General features: G+C 64.0%; 18 protein-coding genes and 2 pseudogenes. 13 read left to right on the plus strand and 7 right to left on the minus strand.

Translation table 11 applies throughout. The features are described 5' to 3' along the window. Positions 1-141: 141 nt before the first annotated feature. Positions 142-759 (plus strand): recombinase family protein, encoded by a 618-nt coding sequence (locus EAH68_RS13840; RefSeq protein WP_126121935.1) that lies wholly within the window; start codon positions 142-144, stop codon positions 757-759. Positions 760-960: 201 nt separating this feature from the next. On the opposite strand, the pseudogene EAH68_RS13845 reads toward EAH68_RS13840, so the two are convergent. Beyond that, positions 961-1149 (minus strand): annotated as a pseudogene (locus tag EAH68_RS13845) (transposase); the annotation flags it as partial. A 41-nt stretch (positions 1150-1190) separates the two neighbouring features. Here EAH68_RS13845 and EAH68_RS15185 point away from each other — a divergent pair. From EAH68_RS15185 to EAH68_RS13860, 3 genes are all read left to right on the plus strand, one after another. After that, complete coding sequence (locus EAH68_RS15185) at positions 1191-1496, plus strand: hypothetical protein (protein WP_439647638.1); 306 nt, start codon at positions 1191-1193, stop codon at positions 1494-1496. Further along, positions 1390-1863 (plus strand): DUF2771 domain-containing protein, encoded by a 474-nt coding sequence (locus tag EAH68_RS13855; protein WP_439647639.1) that lies wholly within the window; start codon positions 1390-1392, stop codon positions 1861-1863. Before EAH68_RS15185 ends, EAH68_RS13855 begins: the two co-directional genes overlap by 107 nt. Positions 1864-2057: 194 nt before the next feature. Continuing rightward, positions 2058-2585: a DinB family protein gene (locus tag EAH68_RS13860; protein WP_126121937.1), complete on the plus strand. Its 528-nt coding sequence runs from the start codon at positions 2058-2060 to the stop codon at positions 2583-2585. Positions 2586-2785: 200 nt separating this feature from the next. Here EAH68_RS13860 and EAH68_RS13865 read toward each other — a convergent pair. Then, a pseudogene (locus EAH68_RS13865) lies at positions 2786-3006 on the minus strand (WhiB family transcriptional regulator). 239 nt (positions 3007-3245) lie between these two features. Here EAH68_RS13865 and EAH68_RS13870 point away from each other — a divergent pair. Both EAH68_RS13870 and EAH68_RS13875 read left to right on the plus strand, forming a co-directional pair. Next, the gene (locus tag EAH68_RS13870) at positions 3246-4538 is read left to right on the plus strand and encodes an Nramp family divalent metal transporter (protein ID WP_206436426.1); all 1293 of its coding nucleotides are present in this window, start codon (positions 3246-3248) and stop codon (positions 4536-4538) included. Positions 4539-4567: 29 nt separating this feature from the next. Further along, positions 4568-5239, plus strand: a complete 672-nt coding sequence (locus tag EAH68_RS13875) for a metal-dependent transcriptional regulator (RefSeq protein WP_126121938.1) — start codon at positions 4568-4570, stop codon at positions 5237-5239. A 227-nt stretch (positions 5240-5466) separates the two neighbouring features. Here the strand turns inward: EAH68_RS13875 and merA are convergent, their stop codons facing one another. Next, complete coding sequence (gene merA / locus EAH68_RS13880) at positions 5467-6849, minus strand: mercury(II) reductase (RefSeq protein ID WP_126121939.1); 1383 nt, start codon at positions 6847-6849, stop codon at positions 5467-5469. A gap of 85 nt (positions 6850-6934) precedes the next feature. Further along, the gene (locus EAH68_RS13885) at positions 6935-8167 is read right to left on the minus strand and encodes an IS110 family RNA-guided transposase (protein WP_126121940.1); all 1233 of its coding nucleotides are present in this window, start codon (positions 8165-8167) and stop codon (positions 6935-6937) included. A gap of 309 nt (positions 8168-8476) precedes the next feature. Between EAH68_RS13885 and EAH68_RS13890 the strand changes: the two genes are divergently transcribed. After that, a complete protein-coding gene (locus EAH68_RS13890) occupies positions 8477-8872 on the plus strand; it encodes a heavy metal-responsive transcriptional regulator (RefSeq protein WP_126121941.1) in 396 nt (131 codons plus the stop codon). Between the two features lie 142 nt (positions 8873-9014). Continuing rightward, positions 9015-9983 (plus strand): arsenic resistance protein, encoded by a 969-nt coding sequence (locus EAH68_RS13895; RefSeq protein WP_126121942.1) that lies wholly within the window; start codon positions 9015-9017, stop codon positions 9981-9983. Here the strand turns inward: EAH68_RS13895 and EAH68_RS13900 are convergent. Both EAH68_RS13900 and EAH68_RS13905 read right to left on the minus strand, forming a co-directional pair. Continuing rightward, positions 9980-10759, minus strand: a complete 780-nt coding sequence (locus tag EAH68_RS13900; RefSeq protein WP_126121943.1) for a M23 family metallopeptidase — start codon at positions 10757-10759, stop codon at positions 9980-9982. The genes EAH68_RS13895 and EAH68_RS13900 overlap by 4 nt on opposite strands. A 338-nt stretch (positions 10760-11097) precedes the next feature. Next, a complete protein-coding gene (locus EAH68_RS13905) occupies positions 11098-13158 on the minus strand; it encodes a bifunctional copper resistance protein CopD/cytochrome c oxidase assembly protein (RefSeq protein WP_126121944.1) in 2061 nt (686 codons plus the stop codon). A gap of 298 nt (positions 13159-13456) precedes the next feature. Here EAH68_RS13905 and EAH68_RS13910 point away from each other — a divergent pair, with 298 nt between their 5' ends. The 5 genes from EAH68_RS13910 (at position 13457) to EAH68_RS13930 (ending at position 19841) form a co-directional block, all read left to right on the plus strand. Then, complete coding sequence (locus tag EAH68_RS13910; protein WP_126121945.1) at positions 13457-14032, plus strand: copper resistance CopC family protein; 576 nt, start codon at positions 13457-13459, stop codon at positions 14030-14032. Positions 14033-14205: 173 nt separating this feature from the next. Beyond that, positions 14206-14565 (plus strand): Cd(II)/Pb(II)-sensing metalloregulatory transcriptional regulator CmtR, encoded by a 360-nt coding sequence (gene cmtR, locus EAH68_RS13915; protein WP_126121946.1) that lies wholly within the window; start codon positions 14206-14208, stop codon positions 14563-14565. Positions 14566-14569: 4 nt separating this feature from the next. After that, the gene (locus tag EAH68_RS13920) at positions 14570-16543 is read left to right on the plus strand and encodes a heavy metal translocating P-type ATPase (RefSeq protein WP_126121947.1); all 1974 of its coding nucleotides are present in this window, start codon (positions 14570-14572) and stop codon (positions 16541-16543) included. A gap of 64 nt (positions 16544-16607) precedes the next feature. Further along, the gene (locus EAH68_RS13925; RefSeq protein ID WP_126121948.1) at positions 16608-17648 is read left to right on the plus strand and encodes an SURF1 family cytochrome oxidase biogenesis protein; all 1041 of its coding nucleotides are present in this window, start codon (positions 16608-16610) and stop codon (positions 17646-17648) included. Positions 17649-17771: 123 nt separating this feature from the next. Beyond that, a complete protein-coding gene (locus EAH68_RS13930; RefSeq protein WP_126121949.1) occupies positions 17772-19841 on the plus strand; it encodes a heavy metal translocating P-type ATPase in 2070 nt (689 codons plus the stop codon). A gap of 127 nt (positions 19842-19968) precedes the next feature. Here EAH68_RS13930 and EAH68_RS13935 read toward each other — a convergent pair whose 3' ends face one another. Continuing rightward, positions 19969-20955 carry an IS481 family transposase gene (locus tag EAH68_RS13935; RefSeq protein ID WP_126121950.1) on the minus strand — a complete coding sequence of 329 codons (987 nt, stop codon included), beginning with the start codon at positions 20953-20955 and terminating at the stop codon, positions 19969-19971. Positions 20956-21276: the final 321 nt, after the last annotated feature.

Here is a 21276-nt window from a genome sequence, read left to right on the forward strand (position 1 = left end):
TATCCAGGTGTTGCCATCGGCGTCGACTGAACCGCCATTCGAAGCCGCGGAAAAACCGCCAAACGAAGCTGCAAGTCACAGGTGTGAACATGTCAGTCGGGAGTGTCACGTAAACGATCGTATAAGTGATGGGATAGCACTATGGCACTGATTGGATATATGCGGGTCTCGAAGTCGGACGGGTCGCAGACCACCGATCTGCAACGCGACGCCCTCATCGCCGCCGGGGTGGATCCGGGTCATCTGTATGAAGACATGGCGTCGGGTAAGCAGGAGGACCGTCCGCAATTAGCATCGTGTCTGAAAGCACTCCGGGCCGGTGACACGTTGCTGGTGTGGAAGCTGGACCGGTTGGGCAGGAATCTGCGCCACCTGGTCAACATCGTCCACGACCTCACCGCCCGTGGGGTGGGGCTGAAAGTGCTCACCGGTCAGGGCGCAGCCATCGATACGACTTCGGCGCAGGGCAAGTTGGTCTTCGGGATTTTCGCCGCACTGGCTGAGTTCGAACGCGAGTTGATCTCTGAGCGCACGAAAGCCGGCCTGGAATCCGCGCGGGCCCGCGGACGCAAAGGGGGACGGCCGTTCAAGATGACTCCGGCGAAGGTGCGTCTGGCGATGGCGTCGATGGGGCAGCCCGAAACCAACGTTGCAGCCTTGTGCAAGGAACTCGACATCACCCGCCAGACGCTCTACCGACATGTGTCTCCGACGGGGGAGCTGCGGGAGGACGGGCGAAAACTGCTTAGAGGCAACTGATGCTTCCCTCGTGGAGGATAGCCCGCGCCTCACAGAGACTTCGCACAATCGACGCTATATATAAGGTATCGCCGCTCAACCAAGCTGAAACGCTCACGGTTTCCTGACTTCCCCTCAGGGAGGCCGATTGTGTGCGCTTGGCTGCTATTTCAGGGTGAAATCCCAGTTGGTCACTTACATCGATAAACGGAGTGCCAGGCCCTCTTTTAGACCGCAGGCTTTGAGGTCGGGGAAGAACCTGGTCCAGGAGGCCACCGACTTACTCATGGCGACGTGCATACCAAAGAGTGCGCGGTAGCCTTCGGCGTTGACTCCGGTGGCGAGCGTTACGGCGGCTTTCACCACGTGTCCGCCTTCGCGCACTTTCATGGTCAACGCGTCGCAGGAGACGCAGAGGTTGGGGTCTGTGCTCGACCGGCGGGGAGCTGATCATGTCTGACGGCACCCACACCCTCCGCCGGCTCGACCCGGACACTTTCGCCGAGATCGACCGCTTCCCGGTGACGCTTGGCGGGTCCCGCAGGAAGGGCTCAACGAGCTCGAGCTCATCCCTACCCAGTAGGGTGAGGAGTCATGTCCACCCCCAAGAAGGCGCGGCAGAGGTCGCTGCTGCAGTTTCTCACTCTCCTTATCGCCGTGGTGATCATCATCCTCGCCGCGGTCCTCGCCCAGAACTGGTGGAACAACCGGCCCGGCCCCGCACCGCAGGACATCACCGTGACCGCCCGCGTGGGTGACGCCTCCATCGAGGTCTCCCCTTACCTCGTGTGTGAACCTGGGTTGGAGTGCCCGGAGGGGGAGGTCCCCAATCTGCCGGTGGGACCGGACGACACCCTGGTCCTGGAGATCCCGGAGGCGATCCACGACCACGACTGGCAGCTGCTGATGATCTACGACGATCCGGCGGCCAACGACCAGCAGCTGCACGGCCCCTATGACGCCGAGCAGGTGGAGATGCCCGGATCCGTCGACCCGCTCATTGAGGGCGACCCCCGCCCCCGTCTCATGGTCGTGGAGATCTCCTCTGCCCAGATCGGCCTCGACGCCGACGGGGAGGAGACCCCTTACGCCACTGTGTGGTCCCTGAACACCATGCAGGACTAGTAGTACTTCGTGAGGTGGGTCCTAGACGTAGTTCTGAGACGGGAAACCCTTCACCCACGACCCTTTGAGCCGCGTGGAAAGAGTGTCTCAGTACCCAGGAAGGAAAGCACCTGGTCTGAAGCACGGGTGCGGTGCGATGATTGAGGTCGACGGGAAGACCCACCCTGGACCCCGTCCGGCAGAAGGTGGTGAGAATGGACCGTTCCGAAATCATCGACGGATACCGAGGGGCTTGCGTGGAGCTGGAAGACCTCCTCGCCCAAGCCGGGGACCTGGAGCTGCGTAGTCGCAGTGCGGGTACCCGCTGGACCAATGAGGACCTGCTGTTTCACATGGTGTTCGGCTACATGGTGGCCCGCAGCCTCCTGCCCCTGGTCAAACTCTTCGGCCATCTACCCGACCCCCTCAATATCGCCTTCGCGCGTCTGCTCACTGCCGGTACCCGCCCTTTCGACTGGGTCAACTACTGGGGCTCACGGGCTGCGGCCCGGGTCTACAACCGCCACCGCATGGCCCGGAAACTTCGCCGGATCACCACCACTTTGGCCGTCAGCCTGGAGAAAGAATCCGAGGACTCCCTGGCACTGCGGATGGCGTTTCCAACCCGCTGGGATCCTTTTTTCACCCCCGTGATGACCGTGGCGGATGTGTACGCCTATCCAACGCTGCACTTTGATTTCCACGCCCGACAGCTGAGTTTTCCCTTCGACACCGACAGGTGACGGTGGGCCGCGCGAGAGGGGGTTTGCGTCATGGGGCCAGTGCTGGCAGTCGAATTACTCCCCGACCCTAGGGGTGCTTCCTCGCCCAGGGGCTGTTCTGATGCCACCCGGGGGTTCTTGGTGGCGTTGAGCCTTCACTCCCTTGGGTGAACGTTCCCCGGGGGATGTCCGGTGGCCCCAACTCCGAGGGATGAGAGCTGTCAGCGACTGATGAGTTCGCCTGTGGCCGTGAGGTGACCCACCCAGTTCTCGATATGGGGGTGGTTGTGCAGCAGGACGCGACGTTGACGCTCCGTGAGCCCACCCCACACGCCGTATTCCTCCCGGTTGTTCAGCGCCTCCACCCGGCGGGGCTCCACCGCCGTGCGCCGCGCACGAACAGGGCATCGGGATCACCTCCACGGCACCTGGCCTGGATGATCCAGTCATCCCCCTCCTCGGGGACTGTCTGTTCCTCCGGCCGGGCCGAGGCGCCCGAACCGGGAACAAGTGCCCGACACCGGGATGTGGTGATTGGGGGCGAAGTGTTCGAGGTGGCCTGACACTGTCGCCAAACGGCACTCTCGGGAGATGGAAGCTGGTTTTTTCCGGTTCTCCCTCAATTCTGCAGCAGCACCAAATTTGCCCTCCGAGAGTATAAGTTCGTGTAGCTTAACTTTTATGAAGCCTTTTATCGAGCTCAGTGGAGTCTGGGACGACCCGGACCAAGCGGTGCAAAGGGCACCGGGTGGGCGACGGGTAAGCCGGCAGCCTCTGCCTTGGCTGCTAGGCCCGGCCTTCGTGGCTGCGGTAGCTTATGTGGATCCGGGTAACGTCGCGGCGAATATCACAGCAGGGGCGCAGTATGGGTATCTGCTGGTGTGGGTGCTGGTGGTCGCCAACGTTATGGCGATGCTCGTGCAGTATCTCTCAGCCAAGCTCGGGTTGGTCACGGGCTATTCCCTGCCGGAGTTGCTGGGGCAACGGCTGCCCCGGGGGCGGCGCTTGATGTTTTGGGCGCAGGCAGAGACAGTGGCCGCGGCCACGGACCTGGCCGAGGTGATCGGTGGGGCGATCGCCCTGCACCTTCTCTTCGGTCTACCGTTGTTGGTGGGAGGCTTGCTCATTGGGCTGGTATCGATGTTGCTACTTGCCATCCAATCCAAACACGGTCAGCGTCCTTTCGAGTTCGTCATAGTAGGTCTGCTGGTGATCATCACCGCCGGTTTTCTCACGGGCATGTTCATCGGCACCGTTTCCTGGGGGGAGGCGCTGGCTGGGGTTGTCCCGCGCTTTGAGGGGACTTCGACAGTGGTGCTGGCCGCGAGCATGCTCGGGGCCACCGTGATGCCCCATACCATTTACGCCCACTCTTCCCTGGCCCGAGACCGCCACGGTGACAACATCGCGCCCGAGGGATTACCGCGTCTGCTAAGTGTCACCCGGTGGGACGTCCTCCTGTCGCTGCTGGTGGCCGGATCAGTCAATATCGCGATGCTGTTGTTGGCTGCCGGTAACTTGAACGGGGTTTCCGGCACCGACAGCATCGACGGGGCGCACGCAGCGATCACCGCCACGCTGGGCCCGGTAGTCGGAGTGGCCTTCGGTATCGGGCTGCTGGCTTCCGGGCTGGCGTCCACCTCGGTGGGCTGCTACGCCGGATCCACGATCATGGGTGGATTGCTACACCGACAGATCCCGCAGATGGTGCGGCGAGTGGTCACACTGATCCCGGCTTTGGTTGTGATCGCCGCCGGGGTGGAGCCGACGTGGGCGCTGGTGCTCTCCCAGGTGGCCCTGAGTCTGGGTATCCCTTTCGCCCTGATCCCGCTGGTGGTGCTGAGCAGTGATCGAACACTCATGGGCGGCTTTGCCATCCGGATTCCGTTGCAGGTGGTGTCCTGGGTGGTGGTCGTCCTGATTGTGTCGCTGAATCTCACCCTCATCGGACTGTTGGCCAGCGGTCAGGGCTGACTGGCTGTGGTCTCCGGTAGCGTAAATCCATGGAACTGAGTGAGATTACGCCGGTGGCCCAGGACTATCTCAAGGTGATCTGGGCGGCCATCGAGTGGGGTGGCCCACCCATCACTGCCACTGCCTTGGCCGCACGGATGGGCACGACCATGCCCAACGTCTCGGACACGGTCAGGCGGTTGGCGGCCCAGGGGCTCGTGGAGTATCAACCCTACAAACCCGTCATGCTCACCGAGCAGGGGGAGAAGTACGCCATCGCAATGGTGCGCAGGCACCGACTGCTTGAGACATTCCTCGCCACCATCCTGGATTATCCGTGGGAGGAGGTCCATAACGAGGCCGAACGACTCGAACATGCTGCCTCAGATACCCTGATCGAGCGTATCGACGCTTTCCTCGGGAACCCCACCGTGGATCCACATGGTGATCCCATCCCCACCACTGCCGGGCACATCTCCCGCTCTCTCGACGCCACCCTGCTCACCCACGCCACTCCGGGTAACTATGAAATCATCCGAATCTCTGACGCTGACCCGGCCCAGCTGACCTACTTCCGGAAGCAGGAAATAGTTCCGGGCGCCTTAGTGAATGTTGCGGCCGCTGACCCACACCAAGACAGAATTCTTATCAAAGACGCCGACGGGAAAGTGGTCCTCCTCACCCCAGAGCAGGCTGATGCCATCTGGGTGGCGCCTTCCTAGGGTTTCATCGGTGACACCGCTGCCTATCGTAAGCCGCCTGCTAACGAATAGAGAGTAAGCCGAAATTCCTACTTGCAACAGCACCTTCACGCCTACCCGACAATGCACTTTGATTTCCACGGCCGACAACTGAGTTTCCCCTTCGGTATCGACAGGTGACCGTGGTCCGCGCGAAAGGGGTTTGTGTCATGGGCCCTGTGTTCACTGCCGATGGAAAAGGGAGGTGATCAGGCGCAGCAGGAGGTGGGCATCTGGTTGCGAAACAGTCCGGCGGTCAGCCGAAGACTCTCGGCCATCGTGAGGTAGGGTGCCCAGGTGTCGGCCAGGTCATCAACGGTCATACCGGCCTTGATGGCGTAGGTGGCGGCCAGCATAAGCTCCCCGGCCCCGTCGGCCAGGGCATGCACCCCTAGAACGGTGCCGGTGGCCGCGTCGGCAACGATCTTGACCGCTCCGCGGGTGTCGTGGTTGACCAGTGCCCGGGGAACCTCCGACAGGTCCAGCACGCGGGAGTCGTACGCCGCCCCCTGGGCGTGGGCCTGGGCTTCGCTTAACCCGGCGGAGGCTAGCTGGGGGCGGGTGAACACCACTGCGGGCAGGCCCGTGTAGTCCACCTGTGCTGCCGAGCGCTTACCCAGGGCGTTGAGGGCGGCCACTCTGCCGGTGGCTGCGGCGACGTAGACGAACTGCGGGGCCCCGGAGACATCCCCGGCCGCCCAGATCCGCGGATTCGAGGTGCGCTGATGATTGTCGACGTTAATAAAACCTCGCTCGTCGACCTCGACGCCGGCCACGGCCAGGTCCAGCCCGTCGGTGGTCGCCGCCCGTCCTGTGGCTACCAGCAGCCGGTCCCCCCGGACCTGCCGTCCGGAGGTGGTGGTCACCACCGCCTGCCCGGCATCCGCGCCGACGCTTACTGCGTACTCCTCGACCACCGACAGGCCGTCGTCGATGAGGATCTCGCGCAACCGGTCAGCCAGCTCCGGTTCCGCCCGCGGGGCCAGGCGCCCCACCAAGGACACCCGGGCACCGAGCTGGGCGAAGAGCTGAGCCTGCTCCAGACCGACATACCCGGCCCCGATGATCACCAGGGAGTCCGGGACCTCGGACAGTTCCATGGCCGTGGTCGAGGTCAACCAGTTCACCTCCGACAACCCCGACAAGGCTGGGGTAGCTGGCTGGGCCCCGGTAGCCACCAGATACGCCCGAGCCCGAAGCGGCTGACCATCGACCAGCAAGGTCTCGGAGTCCAGGAAACGGGCATGTCCTTCCCGGATCTCGAAACCATGGGCGGTGGCCACATCCGCGTACTTCGTCTCCCGCAACTGGGAAACAAGATTGTCTTTCTGCCCCACCATTGCGGCCAGGTCGACCGGTCCGGCCGTGGTCGACACCCCGGCAAACGGATTGCTGGCTGCGTCGTCACGAGCGGCCGCCGCGGCCAGCAGGGCCTTCGAGGGAACACACCCGATATTCACACACGTCCCCCCGAGCGTGCCGCGTTCGATGAGAACCACCGTATGCCCCGCCTGGCGAGCAGCGATCGCCGCGGACATCGCCGCACCGCCTGAGCCGATCACCGCCAGATCAACCTCATAGTCCTGACTCATGACCCATCACCTTTCCTTTAGTTACTGTCTGGGTCCAGGATGCACCTTCCAGTGCACGGTAAGGTCAAGATGCTCCTATAGTGTGTCAAGCGCTTTGGAGAAGATTTTCGTAGGCAGCGGCTAATTCCGTCAAAGGGCGTTTTCCCGTTTCAATATCGCTGATTCTGGCAGGAGCGCACCCAAGACGGCCCGCAACCTCTGCCTGAGTCAGGTGCTGGGCCTGACGACGTTGCTTTAAGTCTGGGCGACGCAGATCCCTGGGCTCAGGCCGGCTGGACTGTGCGCACACCACGCGGTAAACCTCGCGCACGATGGCCCGCTTGAGACAGCGAATGATCTCCTTCTTCGACAGTCCTTCCGCAGTGCGTTTAGCCACGTAGTCTTTGGTTCGTTGGTCACATCCCATGCGAACTACCGCGATTCGGTACAGAGCTGAATTTGCCCGCCGATCCCCGCCACGGTTGAGCCTGTGGCGGGTGGTTCGCCCGGAACTCGCCGGCAGTGGCGCTACCCCACATAGCTGTGCCAGGGCCGCTTCGGACGGGATACGCTCCGGATTCTCACCGATGCTGACGATCAGTTCAGCGGCGATCAGCGGGCCGCTGCCAACCATGTTGCTGATATACGGGTTGATGCTTGAGACAAGAGCACTGATCCGGGCTTCCAGGTCATCGCATCGCTCACGCACCTGAAGATAGGTGGCGGCCAGAATCTTCAGGCTGGAGACAACGGCATGCGCCGGGGCGTGATCGTCAGCTTGCGGCCGGCAACGAGACAGGGCAAGGACCATGGCGTGATTGGTCATGCTGCTGTAGCGGGCCCTGATGTCATCGGGGGCGGTGATCAGCAACGACTTGATCGTATTCATGATTCTCACGGTCGTTGCCACGAGCTGTTTCCGGGTGATGTAGAGCGTCCTTAATGATTCCACTGGCCCTGTCGAATCTTTCGGGATACTCAACGCTTCCCCGGTGAGGACTTGCCGAGCGGCAGCCAGGGCATCGACTGGGTCTGATTTGCCGTTGCGCCGACGAACCGCGCGACTGGGGCGCAGCACCTCGACGACCGCATAGCCGGCGTCGACGAGATGTCGCGTTAATCCTGCCCCGTAGGAGTTGGTTCCTTCCACTCCCACGGTATCGACACCATGGGTGTGCAGAAACAGCGCCAGCTGTGCATAGCCCGAGGTGGTAGCCGGAAAAGTTGCGGTGGCCAGATGCTGGCCCGTAGCGGCGACGGCAGCGACGGTGTGGGTGTCAGTATGTGTGTCGACACCGGCGACAGGGATGGACGGGAGGGGGATACCTGTGATTGTCATGGACGTCTCTTTCGACAGGAGGGGCACTACGTACGGCCGTGGATCCGAGATGTCGGGCAGACAAGACGCTGATGGGACTACTACTATGGCACCTGCCGGGGTGGCCATGGTGAGAAGTCACGCTCCTATGAGGTCATGACCACATCACCAGACCCACGGTGCGGGGCCAGAACCGGCCTGGAAGACAAATCTTGACAAAGGCACACAGTCAGACTGTGGCCAGTCCATAGGTGGGTCATTCCGGTGGTTCCGGTCCCGTACTCCCATTATCAGCGTCCACAGGCCCACCAACTACCGGGAGGGGAGTTCATGCTCATCGGAGAACTGGCGCAGGCCGGTGGTACTACCACCAAGACGCTGCGCTTCTACGAGGACGTTGGCTTGCTCCCGGCACCTGAGCGCACCGCCAACGGTTACCGCTATTACGACAGTTCCGCCGATACCCTCGCCCGGATCGACTTCATTCGCCGCGGCCAGGCCGCCGGTCTGACCTTGGCGCAGATCCGCCAGGTCCTGGAGATCCGCGACCACGGCACCGCGCCCTGTCGGCACGTGTCTGACCTGCTCGATGACCGATTGGCGGACCTGGACCAACAACTCACTGATCTGCAGGACCTGCGCGATACCGTCCGCGAACTGCGCGACCGGGCGGATGCGATCAGCCCGGAGACCTGTGATCCCACCGCGATCTGCCAGTACCTCTAGAACAATTATCACCGTGGACACCGTTGGGCCTGGTCTCCAGGGAAGGGAGGGCTCCAGAGGAAGCTAGTCTGTGCACAGGCCCGCTGGCACCCGGGGACTGTGCTATTGACGTGCCTATCATTGTTTCTCAGAGAGGATGTTCGTGCTCGATTGGTTGGAACGGTGGCAGATCCCGCTGCATCTCATTGCGCTGGGGGCCGGTGCCGTCATCGGCCTGACCGTCCCCGCCACCGCAGCGGCCTTTGAGGTGGCCATCAATCCGGTATTGATGGCACTGCTTTACGCCACGTTTTTAAGCGTGCCGCTGACCAAACTCGGCCATGCGCTGCGCGACGCCCGCTTCTTGGCAGGTCTGCTCGTGTTGAACTTCCTTATCGTCCCCGTCGTGGTCTATGTCCTCTCCCGGCTCGTCGCCGACGACCAGGCATTATTGTTGGGTGTCCTGCTGGTGTTGTTGACCCCGTGCATCGACTACGTCATTGTCTTTTCCGGGCTGGCCAGGGCCGCGCATGATCGGCTGTTAGCCGCGGCCCCGTTGTTGATGCTGCTCCAGATGCTGTTGCTACCGGTCTACTTGGGGATGTTCGTTGACCCGGAACTGTTTGAGGTCATCGACCTCGCCCCGTTCATCGAGGCATTCCTCCTGCTAATCGTCACGCCTCTGGCAGTAGCTGCGCTCACGCAGTTCCTGGCCGCCCGGTTTCGACCTGCGCAACAGGTGATGGATCTGATGGAGGCATTGATGGTGCCGCTCCTGATGCTCACCCTCACTGTGGTTGTCGCCTCCCAGATCGACGCCGTACGCACCGATCTCCCCTCGCTGTTGCGGGTGATCCCGATTTACATCATCTTCCTGGTTGTGATGGTCCCCCTGGGCATCTTCATCGGACGGGTCTTCTACCAGGACGCCTCCGCAACCCGGGCGACGGTCTTTTCCGGTGCCACTCGCAACTCATTGGTCGTGTTACCCCTGGCTCTGGCCCTGCCGGACAGCCTCACATTGGTTGCAGTCGTCGTGGTTACCCAAACCCTGGTCGAACTGGTCGGCATGGTCGTCTACGTCCGCCTGATTCCACGTGTGGTGCTGGAAAAGGCTGGCCAGTACAACTAGAAGGTGATGCCGTGCTGGGCGAACCAGGGGGCAGGGTCGACGGCGCCGCTGCCGGTGGGGTAGAGCTCAAAATGCAGGTGGGACCCGGTGGAAAAACCTCGGTTACCCATACCGGCGATCTTCTGGCCGGCGGTGACCTGCTCGCCGACGCTGACGTCGAGGGTTTCCATGTGTCCGTAGACGGCAATGGAGCCATCGTCGTGCTGGATGCGGATCCACTGGCCGAAACCGGAGGCCGGACCGGAGTCGATGACGGTGCCGCCCATGGCGGCGAGAATGGGGGTGCCCACCGCGTTGGCGATGTCGAGGCCGGCGTGGAGGCTGCCCCAGCGCATACCGAAACCGGAGGTGAAGGTGCCCTCGGCCGGCTTGACGACGGAGGAGGCATTGGCAAGGCGTTCTGCCTCCGTGGCAGCGGCAGCCTCAGCAGCGGCGGCTTCGGTACGCTCAGCGGCGTATTCCACCGCCTTGTCCAGCTGCTCCTCGAGGTTGGCTACCGGCTTATACTCCGGGATCGCCAAGATCTGCGGTGCCGCCTGCGTCGCATCTAAGGGCAGGGCGGTGTCAGTGGCGGCCAGCTCCACATCGACGGCGGCGACCTCCGAAGATGCCGGGGCCTGATCCTGGGCCTGCAGCGTGGCGGCAGTAGCCCCACCGATCCCGGCCGAGGAGACCGCGCTGGCGGCCACGGCCACCAGGGCCACGCGCCCCGTGGTCTGCGAGGTGGTGATCTTGCGGTGTTTCCCTCGGGCCGGTCGCTGAGCCGTCAGTCGCATGAATCTTCTTCCGTCGTTGTCCGTTGGCCCGCACCCCAGCCCACCGCTATGCACGGTGGAGACCAGAATGTGACCGTTCCGTTATTTACGGACGTAACACTAGCGTCTCACTCCCCAAGAAATCCAGCCGGAAGACGAACTCTGTGCTTCTTCCACCTTCTTCACAGCCCGATCGCCGGGGATTGTCAGGGATTAGCGAGGACGACGCCAATGTGCCCGGAGAGCTCTTGCCTGCTCCTAGCTGACCTACCTAGAAATCGGGCACGGCCAGGGGCAATCCGGGCAGGACTGTAGCCACCGGCGGCGTCCCGGCCGCTCCTGGCGAAATCCCACCGGTACTACTTGGCGGGCGGGGACAGGGAGGGTGTACCGGTTCCTCCGGTGTCGGGGGTGGCCACCTCCTCGACACCCCGGGTGCTGTCGCCACTCCCCCGCACCTGGCGGCTGAGCAGAAAAACGACGAAGGCCAGCGGGATGACACCTGCGGCCCAGGCCAGGACGGCGGCGCGCTGGTCGGCGAGCAGATCCAGCTCCCAGGGCAGGAGCAGTGAGCGGTAGAACTCTTCACCCACGATGGTGTTGAGCTGGAGGAGATAGACGCCGAAGAGCAGGTGGACCGGCAGGGAGGCGATCAGCCATCCCAGGCGGACCGCGGCTGGGCGGCGGTGCGGAAGGGGATCAGGTCCACACATCCCCCAGAAGTAGAAGCAGCCGGAGACCAGGAGCACGGTGTTCATGATCAGATGTCCTGCGTACTTGGAGATCAGCAGCTCATAGAGCGGGATGAGCAGGTACATCACGTAGAAGAAGAACAGGAACTGCATGGTGTTGACCACCGGATGAGTGATTATTCCCACCCACCGGCTGCGAGTGAAGGCACACACCCAGTCATGGATGCCTGGCCGGCCGGCCGGGCCGGAGTCATAGGCGGTCATCAGCAGGGTCAGCGGGGCGCCGAGCACGAGGAAGATGGGGATGACCAGCGACAAGATCATGTGACCGAGCATGTGCACCGAGAAAGTAGCGGGCATGTTCATCCCGATCCCCGAGCTCATCGTCACCAGCAGGCTCACGCATCCGGCCAGCCACCAGACGGTGGAGGTGGTCGACCAGGTTCTGCCGGCCTGGCGGGTGCGCCACACCGCGTAGAGGTAGCCGGCGGCCAATAGCAGGGCGAGGGTGCCAAAGAGCAGGTCAAAGCGCCACATGCTCCACACGTTGAGGGCGGTGGGTTTCTCGGACAGCTCGTAGCCGAGCTTGGTGGCCATCTGTGAGAGGTTCGGGATGCGCGGTGGGGGCGGCGGGGTGCGTCCCATGGTGATGGCGATACCGGTGACCGCGGCCATGACAAGCACCTCGATGATGGCGACCCGGCGGAACAGGCGGTGATCCGTGGGATCGGCCTGCACCTGCGGGATGACCCAGGCCCGGTGGATCCAGCCGAAGACACCGAGGATGATCACGCCGATGGTCTTGGCGACGATGATCAGCCCATAGCGGGTGGTCAACAAATCGCTCAGTTCGATGCGGATGACGGCGTTGACCAGCCCGGACATGGCCATGACGATGATGGAGACCAGGGCGATCGTCGAATAGCGGCGCAGTGCGATATTCAGGTCAGGTCCCAGGCGACGCCCGTGGGCGAGCAGGGCCATGAGCCCGCCGACCCAGATGACCAGGAAGATCAGGTGCCACAGGTAGGAGTTGGTGCCGTGGTCGTGGTTACCGCCCGAGGAGGAGTGTCCCGTCAGGCCGAGGGGGATGATCATGAGGATCGCCCCGAGCAGGAGCAGGGGTTGGGTGATCCACGCCCGGCCCATCAGGCCCGTAAGTCCGGTGACCAGGGCAATAAGGGCCACGATCAGCCACACCTGGGCCATGGCCACCTGTTGGAGGGCCACCACCAGGGCTTCCATTCCCAGTGTCTGGGCCAGGGGTGTGCCGGAGACATCCGAGAGCACCAGCGGGATCATCAATAACGCAACAAGCCCGAAGCAGAGGGCCGCGACCGCACCGGTACGCGAGGCCAGGTGCCCGTCCACACTCAACGAGGCCTGGTGCAGGCGGGCGTTATCACCGCCGGGCAACCGGGGGGAGATGAGGAAGGCAGAGAACAGGAAGGAACCGGCCGACAGGGCAGCGAGCATCCAACCGACCGCGCGGAAAAACGGCAACCCGAAGGTGGTCGCGATGCCCGGGTCGGGGATCCCCAGGGCCGCGAGGGATTCGCCGAGGAAGCTGTAGGCGATCGTCCCGCCGATGACACCGGCGACACCGAGGAAGAGCAGGTACAGCGGCCACGTGGGGCGTACCCGCTCCTGTGGTCGACCCCCGGTGGGGGGAGCCTTCCCCGCCGTTGTATCCGTGGCAGTGGGGGTGTCATTTACCGGGTGGGTCATCTGTGTCCATTTCGCCGTCCAAGCCGCCTCCGCTCTCCTGATGCGTTCGGAAGCTGGCGTGGGGTTCACCCTAATGGGGCCTGCTGGTGTTCTTGTAAATTGCCCAGGGACCAGTATCTTCCCCCGGTTCACCCCCTGCAGGGGTGCATCTACCTGTGAAGAACAACACCCGGTGAAGGCGGCGTGGCCGGGAACTTTCCCCCCGTCCGTTCCGACCAGTCCCTTAGTGCCTCCCGCAAGCAGGTGCCTTAGTCGCTCACATCCGGTTGAAGAATCAGCCCAGTCCAGGAGGACGTTCGTGATCATCTCCCCCATGCCCCCTCGTCGTGTCATCGCCGCTGTGGTGGCGGTCGGTGCCCTGAGTGTCGTAGCCACCCCGGCTGCCCTCGCGCATGACTCGGTGATCGGTGGCAATCCCGCCGACGGTGAGGTGGTCGAGGAGTTCCCGCGCAGCATCGAACTGGAGTTCTCGGGGCTTCCCCAGGAGGGTTTCAGCACCGTGGCCATCACCGATCAGGATTCCGGTGACCTCCTGTTCAGTGGTGAGCCGACCATCGAGGATCGACTGGTGACCCTCGACCTGCCGGCGGATATCAGTGGTGGACCAGGCGACTACACCGTGGGTTTCCAGATCCTCTCCTCCGACGGCCACGCCACCCGCAGCTCAACCACCTTCACCGTCGCCGGCGACGCGGCCGCTGCCACCACGGGTGACGCCGAGCCGGTGGAGGAGACCCCCGCTGCCGAGAACACCGCCGAGGAAGACACCTCCGGATGGAGCGATCTGATAGTCCCGACCCTCGTGGGACTGGCCGTCTTCGGGGCCATCGCCGGTGCCGGTGTCCTGGTCGTCCGACGTCGTGACGCGCGTTAAAGAGTGAAAGAGGCACCCGGTACGTCCTCCCGTGCAGATGTGCCATGCCACGGGCCCCTCTTCCTGCCTCCGGATATGTCTCAGGACCCCCACCTGATGCTGGCCCGGTACCCGAGGACGACCCCGCCGGGGGATGCTTGCGGATTAGTCATTCACCACTGTACGGTCAGCCTATGCTGACCATTGTTTCCCGTCTCGATGTGATGAACCGCCTGGGTCGTGCCATGGCCGATCCCACGCGGTCCCGGATTCTGTTGTCCCTGCTCGATGCCCCGAACTATCCGGCGCAACTGGCCCGGGAACTAGGGTTGACGCGCTCAAACGTCTCCAATCACCTGACGTGCCTGCGGGACTGCGGGATCGTGGTCGCCGAGCCAGAGGGGCGGCGCACCCGCTATGACATTGCTGATGCCCACCTGGCTCAGGCCTTGACCGCTCTGCTGGAGACCACCCTGGCCGTGGATGAAAGCGCACCGTGCCTGGACCCGTCCTGCCCGGTTGAGGGTTGCTGCGACGCTACAGAGGGGCGGTAGAACAATGGACGCCTGTTGCGCGCCCGCCACGGCCACCGCGACCCGAGACCATGAGGAGCCCACCCCGTGGTGGCGTGACCGCGCCATCCTCATCCCGGTGGCTTCCGGACTGACCCTGCTCCTCGGCCTGATCCTCGAGTGGTTTATCCCCGGGGCCGGGTTGGTGGCCACCGCCTTGTTCTGGGTCTCCCTGCTGCTGGGTGCCTCCCAGTTCGTTCCCGGGGCCCTCACGGGACTGTTTACCCGGGGAAAGCTGGGTATCGGGTTGCTGATGACCATCAGCGCCACCGGTGCGGTCCTGCTGGGATTCATTGAGGAGGCCGCCGCCCTGGCCTTCCTCTACTCCATCGCCGAGGCGCTGGAGGATAAGGCGATGGACAAGGCCCGTTCGGGCCTGCGCGCCCTGCTGACCCTCATCCCCTCGACCGCCACGATCGTCGCTGCTCACGGGGGTGCCCGCACCGTACAGGTCGAAGACCTCGTCCCCGGGGACATTCTGCGCCTGGCCGCCGGGGAACGCCTGGCCACCGACGGGGTGGTCCGCTCAGGTCACAGCAGCCTGGATGTCTCGGCGATCACGGGTGAATCCATCCCCGTCGAAGTCGGGCCCGGCGATGCGGTGCTGGCCGGATCCATCAACACCTCCGGCGCCCTCGAGGTCAAGGCCACCGCCGCCGGCACGGACAACTCCCTGACCACCGTCGTCAAGCTGGTGGAGCAGGCCCAGAACGACAAGGGCCGACGGGCCCGGATCGCTGACCGTCTGGCCCGCCCCCTGGTGCCCGGGGTCCTCATCCTGGCCATCCTCGTGGCCGCCATCGGTTCCCTGCTCGGTGATCCCGGTGTGTGGATCGAGCGTGCCCTGGTCGTCCTGGTGGCCGCTTCCCCGTGCGCGTTGGCGATCTCGGTGCCGGTCACGGTGGTCTCGGCGATCGGGGCGGCCAGTAAATTCGGTGTGGTCATCAAATCCGGCGCCGCCTTTGAACGCCTCGGCGGCATCCGGCATCTGGCCCTGGACAAGACCGGCACCCTGACCCGCAACCGACCCACCGTCACGGAGGTGCTCACCACCGGGGGAGTCAGCCGGGCCGAGGTCCTCGACTGGGCGGCGGCACTGGAGGCTCACTCCACCCATCCGCTGGCCGCGGCGATCACCGCAGCCGCACCCCACCCCCCGGCCGCCCAGCAGGTTTCGGAGGCCGCCGGCCAGGGCATTACCGGAGTCATCAACGGAACCTGGATTGCCGTGGGTAGCCCCCGCTGGCTTTCCCCTGGGCCTCTGGCCACCCAGGTGGAGTCCCTGGAAGAACAGGGCATGACCGTGGTCATCGTCCACCGCGACGACCAACCCGTCGGGATAGTCGGGGTCCGCGATGAACTGCGCCCCGAAACCCCCGAGGTCATCAGGTCCCTGACTGCCGAAGGCTTCGGGATCACCATGCTCACCGGCGATAACACCCGCACCGCCCAGGCCCTGGCCGTCGAGGCCGGCATCCAGGACTTCCGTGCGCAGCTGCGCCCGGAGGACAAGGCCCGGGCCGTGGCTGACCTGCATGAGCGGGGTCCGGTGGCGATGATCGGCGACGGCATCAACGACGCCCCCGCCCTGGCCTCGGCAGACATCGGCATCGCCATGGGTGCCAAGGGCTCGGACGCCGCCATCGAGTCCGCGGACGTGGCGTTTACCGGCGATGACCTGCGCCTGATCCCCCGTGCCTTGCACCATGCCCGCCGGGGACGGGCCATCATCAACCAGAACATCGTCCTGTCCCTGGCGATCATCATCGTTTTGCTCCCGCTGGCGATCACCGGCGTGCTGGGACTGGCGGCGGTGGTCCTGGTCCACGAGGTGGCCGAGGTCATCGTCATCGCCAACGGCCTGCGGGCCGCCCGCACCCGGCATCCTGACCTGAACCCGGTGGCGAAGGCCACGGTTCCCACGGATGAGGATGCGCACGGAAAGGCCCGGGTCTACTAGTGTTTTCACCCATCAGCACACTGGAAAAGAATGCATTTTCTCACCGGACGGGGAAGTAGAAGTCATGGCCGTGAGCAGCACACGTGAACGCAGGTACGAGCGGGCCGCGCAGAAGAAGGGTTGGAGGACATTCCTCCGTCCCGGCTGGGTGTTCGGTGTCCTCGCCATCATCACCTTCTCCTATTTCTCCTTTACCTTTCTGGCCCCATGGCAGCTGAGCAGGGACGGTGCCATCGTCGAGCGCAACGATCAGATCGAGGCCGCCTTCAAGGTCGAGCCTGTCCCCGCCGAGGAGGTCTTCGACGCCCAGGGCAGCATCGAGCCTGAGGAGGAATGGGCACGGGTCATCCTTGAGGGCCACTATCTGCCCGAGGATGAGGTCTTGATGCGCAACCGTCCGGTCGACTCCTCCCCCGCCTTCCACGCCCTGACCCCCTTCCAGCTGAACTCCGGTGAGGTGATCCTGGTCAACCGTGGTTTTCAACCGCCGTTCGAGGGCGGTGTCCCCCCGATGGACACCCCGCCGACCGGTGAGCAGTCCATTCTCGGCCACGCCCGATTTGCCGAGCAGACACCGATGTCCCCGCCGATCGAGGACCAGGGCTACCGCCAGGTCTACGGCATCAACACCGAGCAGATCGCCGAGGTGACCGGCACAGATCTCGCACAGGACTATGTGCAGCTGGCCGAGGGACAGGCCGGGGAGATCAACGCCATCCCGGTGCCCATGCTCGACCGCGGCTCACACCTGTCCTACGCCTTCCAGTGGATCGCCTTTGGCATCATGGCCCCGCTCGGCCTGGGCTACTTCATCTGGGCGGAGCTGAAGGAACGCCGCCGCGTGCGCCGCGAGGAGACCGAGCTTTCCGTCGACGCCGCATCCGCGGAGCAGACCACGGACCGGCAGGACGGTGACACGGATTCCGGCACGATGGGCACCCTCCGCACCACTCATCCGGAGAACGACACCCCTGGCCTCGCCCCTACCGGAACCACCACGTCCGCATCCTCCGGTGCCCGTTCACGCATGTTGTACGACCGCTACGGTGACAGTCGACCGGATCACTCCCGGAAATTCGCTCGTCGCCAGCGCGAGCGGTTCTAACCGTGGCCTTCCCCGCAGCACCGTTCGACCCGCCTCACACTTGCGTGGGCCGTACCAGACCGGATGCCATCAAGCATTTTCAATAAGCTTTCAATAAGGGGTTTTCCCGGCTAGGCTACAGGCATGAGCACGCCCGACCAGCCCCATGCCCCGAATGGATCCCCCACAGCCCTGACACCGACAGCGCCGACCACCCCTACCGGCGATCATGCCCACGGTTCCGCACGCTGGGAGTTGGGGTTTTCGATCGCCGCCGGCGTGACTTACGCCGGTGGGATGATTGCGCAGTTCGCCTTGGGGTTGCCGATGGTCGGATGGCCGTTGGCGTTCTTTCTCGCCACCTACTTCTTCGGCGGGTTCTTCACCATCCGCACCGCGATCTCCTCCACGCTGCGGGGGAAGTTCGAGGTTGACTTCCTCATGCTTGTCGCCGCGGTCGGCGCTGCCCTCATCGGCCGGTGGGCGGAGGGAGCGGTGCTGCTGTTCTTGTTCAGCCTCGGCCACGCCCTCGAGGAGTACGCCCTCAGCCGCGCCAGCAAGTCCATTGAGGCCCTCGCCGAACTCGCCCCCCGCCACGCCCTGGTGCGCCGCGGTGATACCGAACCCGTGGAAGTGCCCGTGGAGGAACTCGTGGTCGGAGACATCGTGGTCATCCGCCCGAATTCCCGCATCCCCTCGGACGGGTTCGTGATCTCCGGGATGTCCGCCGTTGATCAATCAGCGGTCACGGGCGAGTCGATCCCCGTGGAGAAGGAACCGGTGGCCGACCCACAGCGGACGATGCACACGATTGACACCCTCCCCGCTGTCAATCGAGTGTTCGCCGGCACTGTGAACGGGTCCGGCGTGCTCGAGATCGAGGTCACCGCGACCGCCGCCGACTCAACGCTGAGCAAAGTCGTCGAGCTCGTTCGCACCGCCGATCAGGCCGCGTCCCCGACCCAGCAGTTCATCGACCGGTTCCAGCGCTGGTACGTGCCCGCCGTGATCCTCGGGGTCATCGCCACCTTGTTGGTGTCGATGTTCGTGTTCGCGCAGCTGTTCTCCGACGCTTTCTACCTCGCCATGACCGTGCTCGTCGCCGCGAGTCCATGTGCTCTCGCGATCGCCACCCCAGCCGCGGTCCTGGCGGGTGTGGCTCGCGCTGCCCGGGCCGGCGTGCTCGTCAAGGGCGGTGCCCCGCTCGAGACACTGGGCCGAGTAAAGGCGATAGCGTTCGACAAGACCGGCACCCTCACGTGGGGCGCGCCCCGAGTGACCTCACTGGCTCCCGCCAACGATACGTCCGAAGCGGAACTGATCCCCACACTTGTGGCTGTCGAATCGCTCAGCGATCACCCCCTCGCTGCCGCGATCGTCCGCGACCTTGCCCCCCGCGTCCCGGAGACCGAGCGGTTGGTGGCCACCGATCTCTCTGCCCTCACTGGACGCGGCATCACTGCGACGATCGACGGAGAACGGGTGGAAGTGGGCAACCTCCGCATGTTCGACGAGCAGCAGCTTAAGCTGCCTCCTTCGCTGGCCGAGGCCTACACGAAGGCCCGCGACTCGGGGCAGACGTTGATGGTGGTCCGTCGCGGTGACCGCTTCCTTGGGGTCGTCGGAGTGATGGATGCCTCCCGCAACGAATCTGCCCAGGTGCTCAGCATGCTCCGGGACACAGGGGTGGGCCATCTGGTCATGATCTCCGGCGACAATCAGCGGGTGGCCGACGCGGTCGGCCGGGAAGTCGGCGTCGACACGGCGATCGGAGAGCTGCTCCCCGAGGATAAGGTCACCCACATCACGGGCCTGGCCAAGACATACCATCCGATCGCGATGGTCGGCGACGGTGTCAACGATGCCCCCGCCATGGCCCGCGCTGATGTCGGCATTGCGATGGGTGCCGCTGGGTCGACGGTCGCGCTGGAGACCTGTGACATCGCGTTGATGAGTGACGACCTCGGACGCGTCCCGTTCGCTGTCCGGCTGAGCCGGGCGACTGGCCAGATCATCCGGCAGAACCTCATCGCCAGCCTCGCAGTCGTCGTTGTCCTCATCATCGCGACCTTCCTCGGGTTGAATATCGGCGCCGTCGTGCTTATCCACGAGGGATCCACTCTCATCGTCGTCGCAAACGCGCTGCGCCTGCTCAACTTCCAGAAGGGCAAGGAACACGCTGGCATCGACCACGAAGATAAGCCCACGCACTGACGCTTCCCCCTGCCAGTCACCAGTGGGGGCAGTTTCGAGAACAGTCCGAAGCCGCGTTCACCCTCAGGCCAGCGAAACCGTCTCTGACCTACTATCGACTCCGCGTGACAGTGTCATACCTCGGCGCCTAGCTGTACTGACCGGGGAGGTTAGTTAACCGGCTCACCGGTGGCTGACCTCCGCACGCGGAATGGGGCCGGTGGTGATTGGAGTCATGGATCCACCGGCCCAACGCGTTTCTCCGCTCTTGCTCGGACAGGTAGTGCTTCGCGTAGGCCCACCCGTCGGCCATCGTCCGGTGGAACCGTTCGACCTTGCCGTTTGTCTGCGGGCGGTAGGGCCTGGTCCACTTCGGCGTGATCCCCAACTTCCCGCAGGTCTGAGCCCACAACCGCGACCGGTAGGCGGAGCCGTTGTCGCTGATCACCCGGGCCACGGTGATCCCCCGGTCGGCGAACCAGGCCGTAGCCCGTTGAAGTACCCCGGCAGCGGTGACAGCTTTTTCATCGTCATGGATCTCGGCATAGGCCACCCTGGAGTGGTCATCGATGACGGTATGGACGAAACAGTGCCCCATCTTCGGGTTGCGGTGGGCGCTTTTTGGTTTGCCCGGGGTGGCGGCCCGGTGGCGGTCACCCTGTTGGCGTCCGACAAACCGCCAGCCACCCCCATCGGGGATCTGCCCGAACTTGGTGACGTCGACATGGAGGAGATCACCCGGGGCATCGTGCTCATAGCGGCGCACGGTTTCCCCGGTGGCGCGGTCGGTGTACGACAGGCGGCCCAGCCGACACCGCCGGAGGATCTGGTGCGCGGTCGAGGGGGCGACCCCACACAGCACACCCAACTGCAGGGGCCCGAGGCGTTTGCGCAGGCGCAGGGACACGATCCGTTGGACGACCTTTTTCGGTGTCTTTGTCGGGCTGGTGTGCGGTCGGGAGGAGCGGTCAGCCATGGATTCCCCGGCCCGGTAGCGATCCGCCCAGCGTTTGACGGTGGGCCAGGAGCACTGGAACCGGGCGGCGACCTCGCTGATGGGGTATCCGTCGTCGACGACGAGTTTCGCGGCCTTGAGACGGTGACGGGGCGTGAGGGCTGCATTAGTGTGGAGCACAGAAGACCTCCTGTGTGGCTGGGTTGGATTAAGGCACTTCCCATTCCACACGGAGGTCTTCGTCATGTCAGCGGGTCACACAGATCCGACCAACGTCTCCGGTCAGTACACCTAGCCACACACATCCTCCGTAAGGTAAAGGCAGGCAAACGACTTCTGCCCCTGACAGCAAGAATCGTCTGACGTGATCATTCAACTGCCCTCCCCTGCAGATAAAGACAGCCACCCAGGATGAGTTCCTGCATGTCCTCTCTGATGAAGAATTCGTGAAGATTCTCGCCCCAGGCTGGCTTTATGCCTCATTCTCCTCAATAGTCGAGG

Origin of the sequence: Corynebacterium hylobatis (genome assembly GCF_003955685.1) — a bacterium.
GTDB lineage: Bacteria > Actinomycetota > Actinomycetes > Mycobacteriales > Mycobacteriaceae > Corynebacterium > Corynebacterium hylobatis.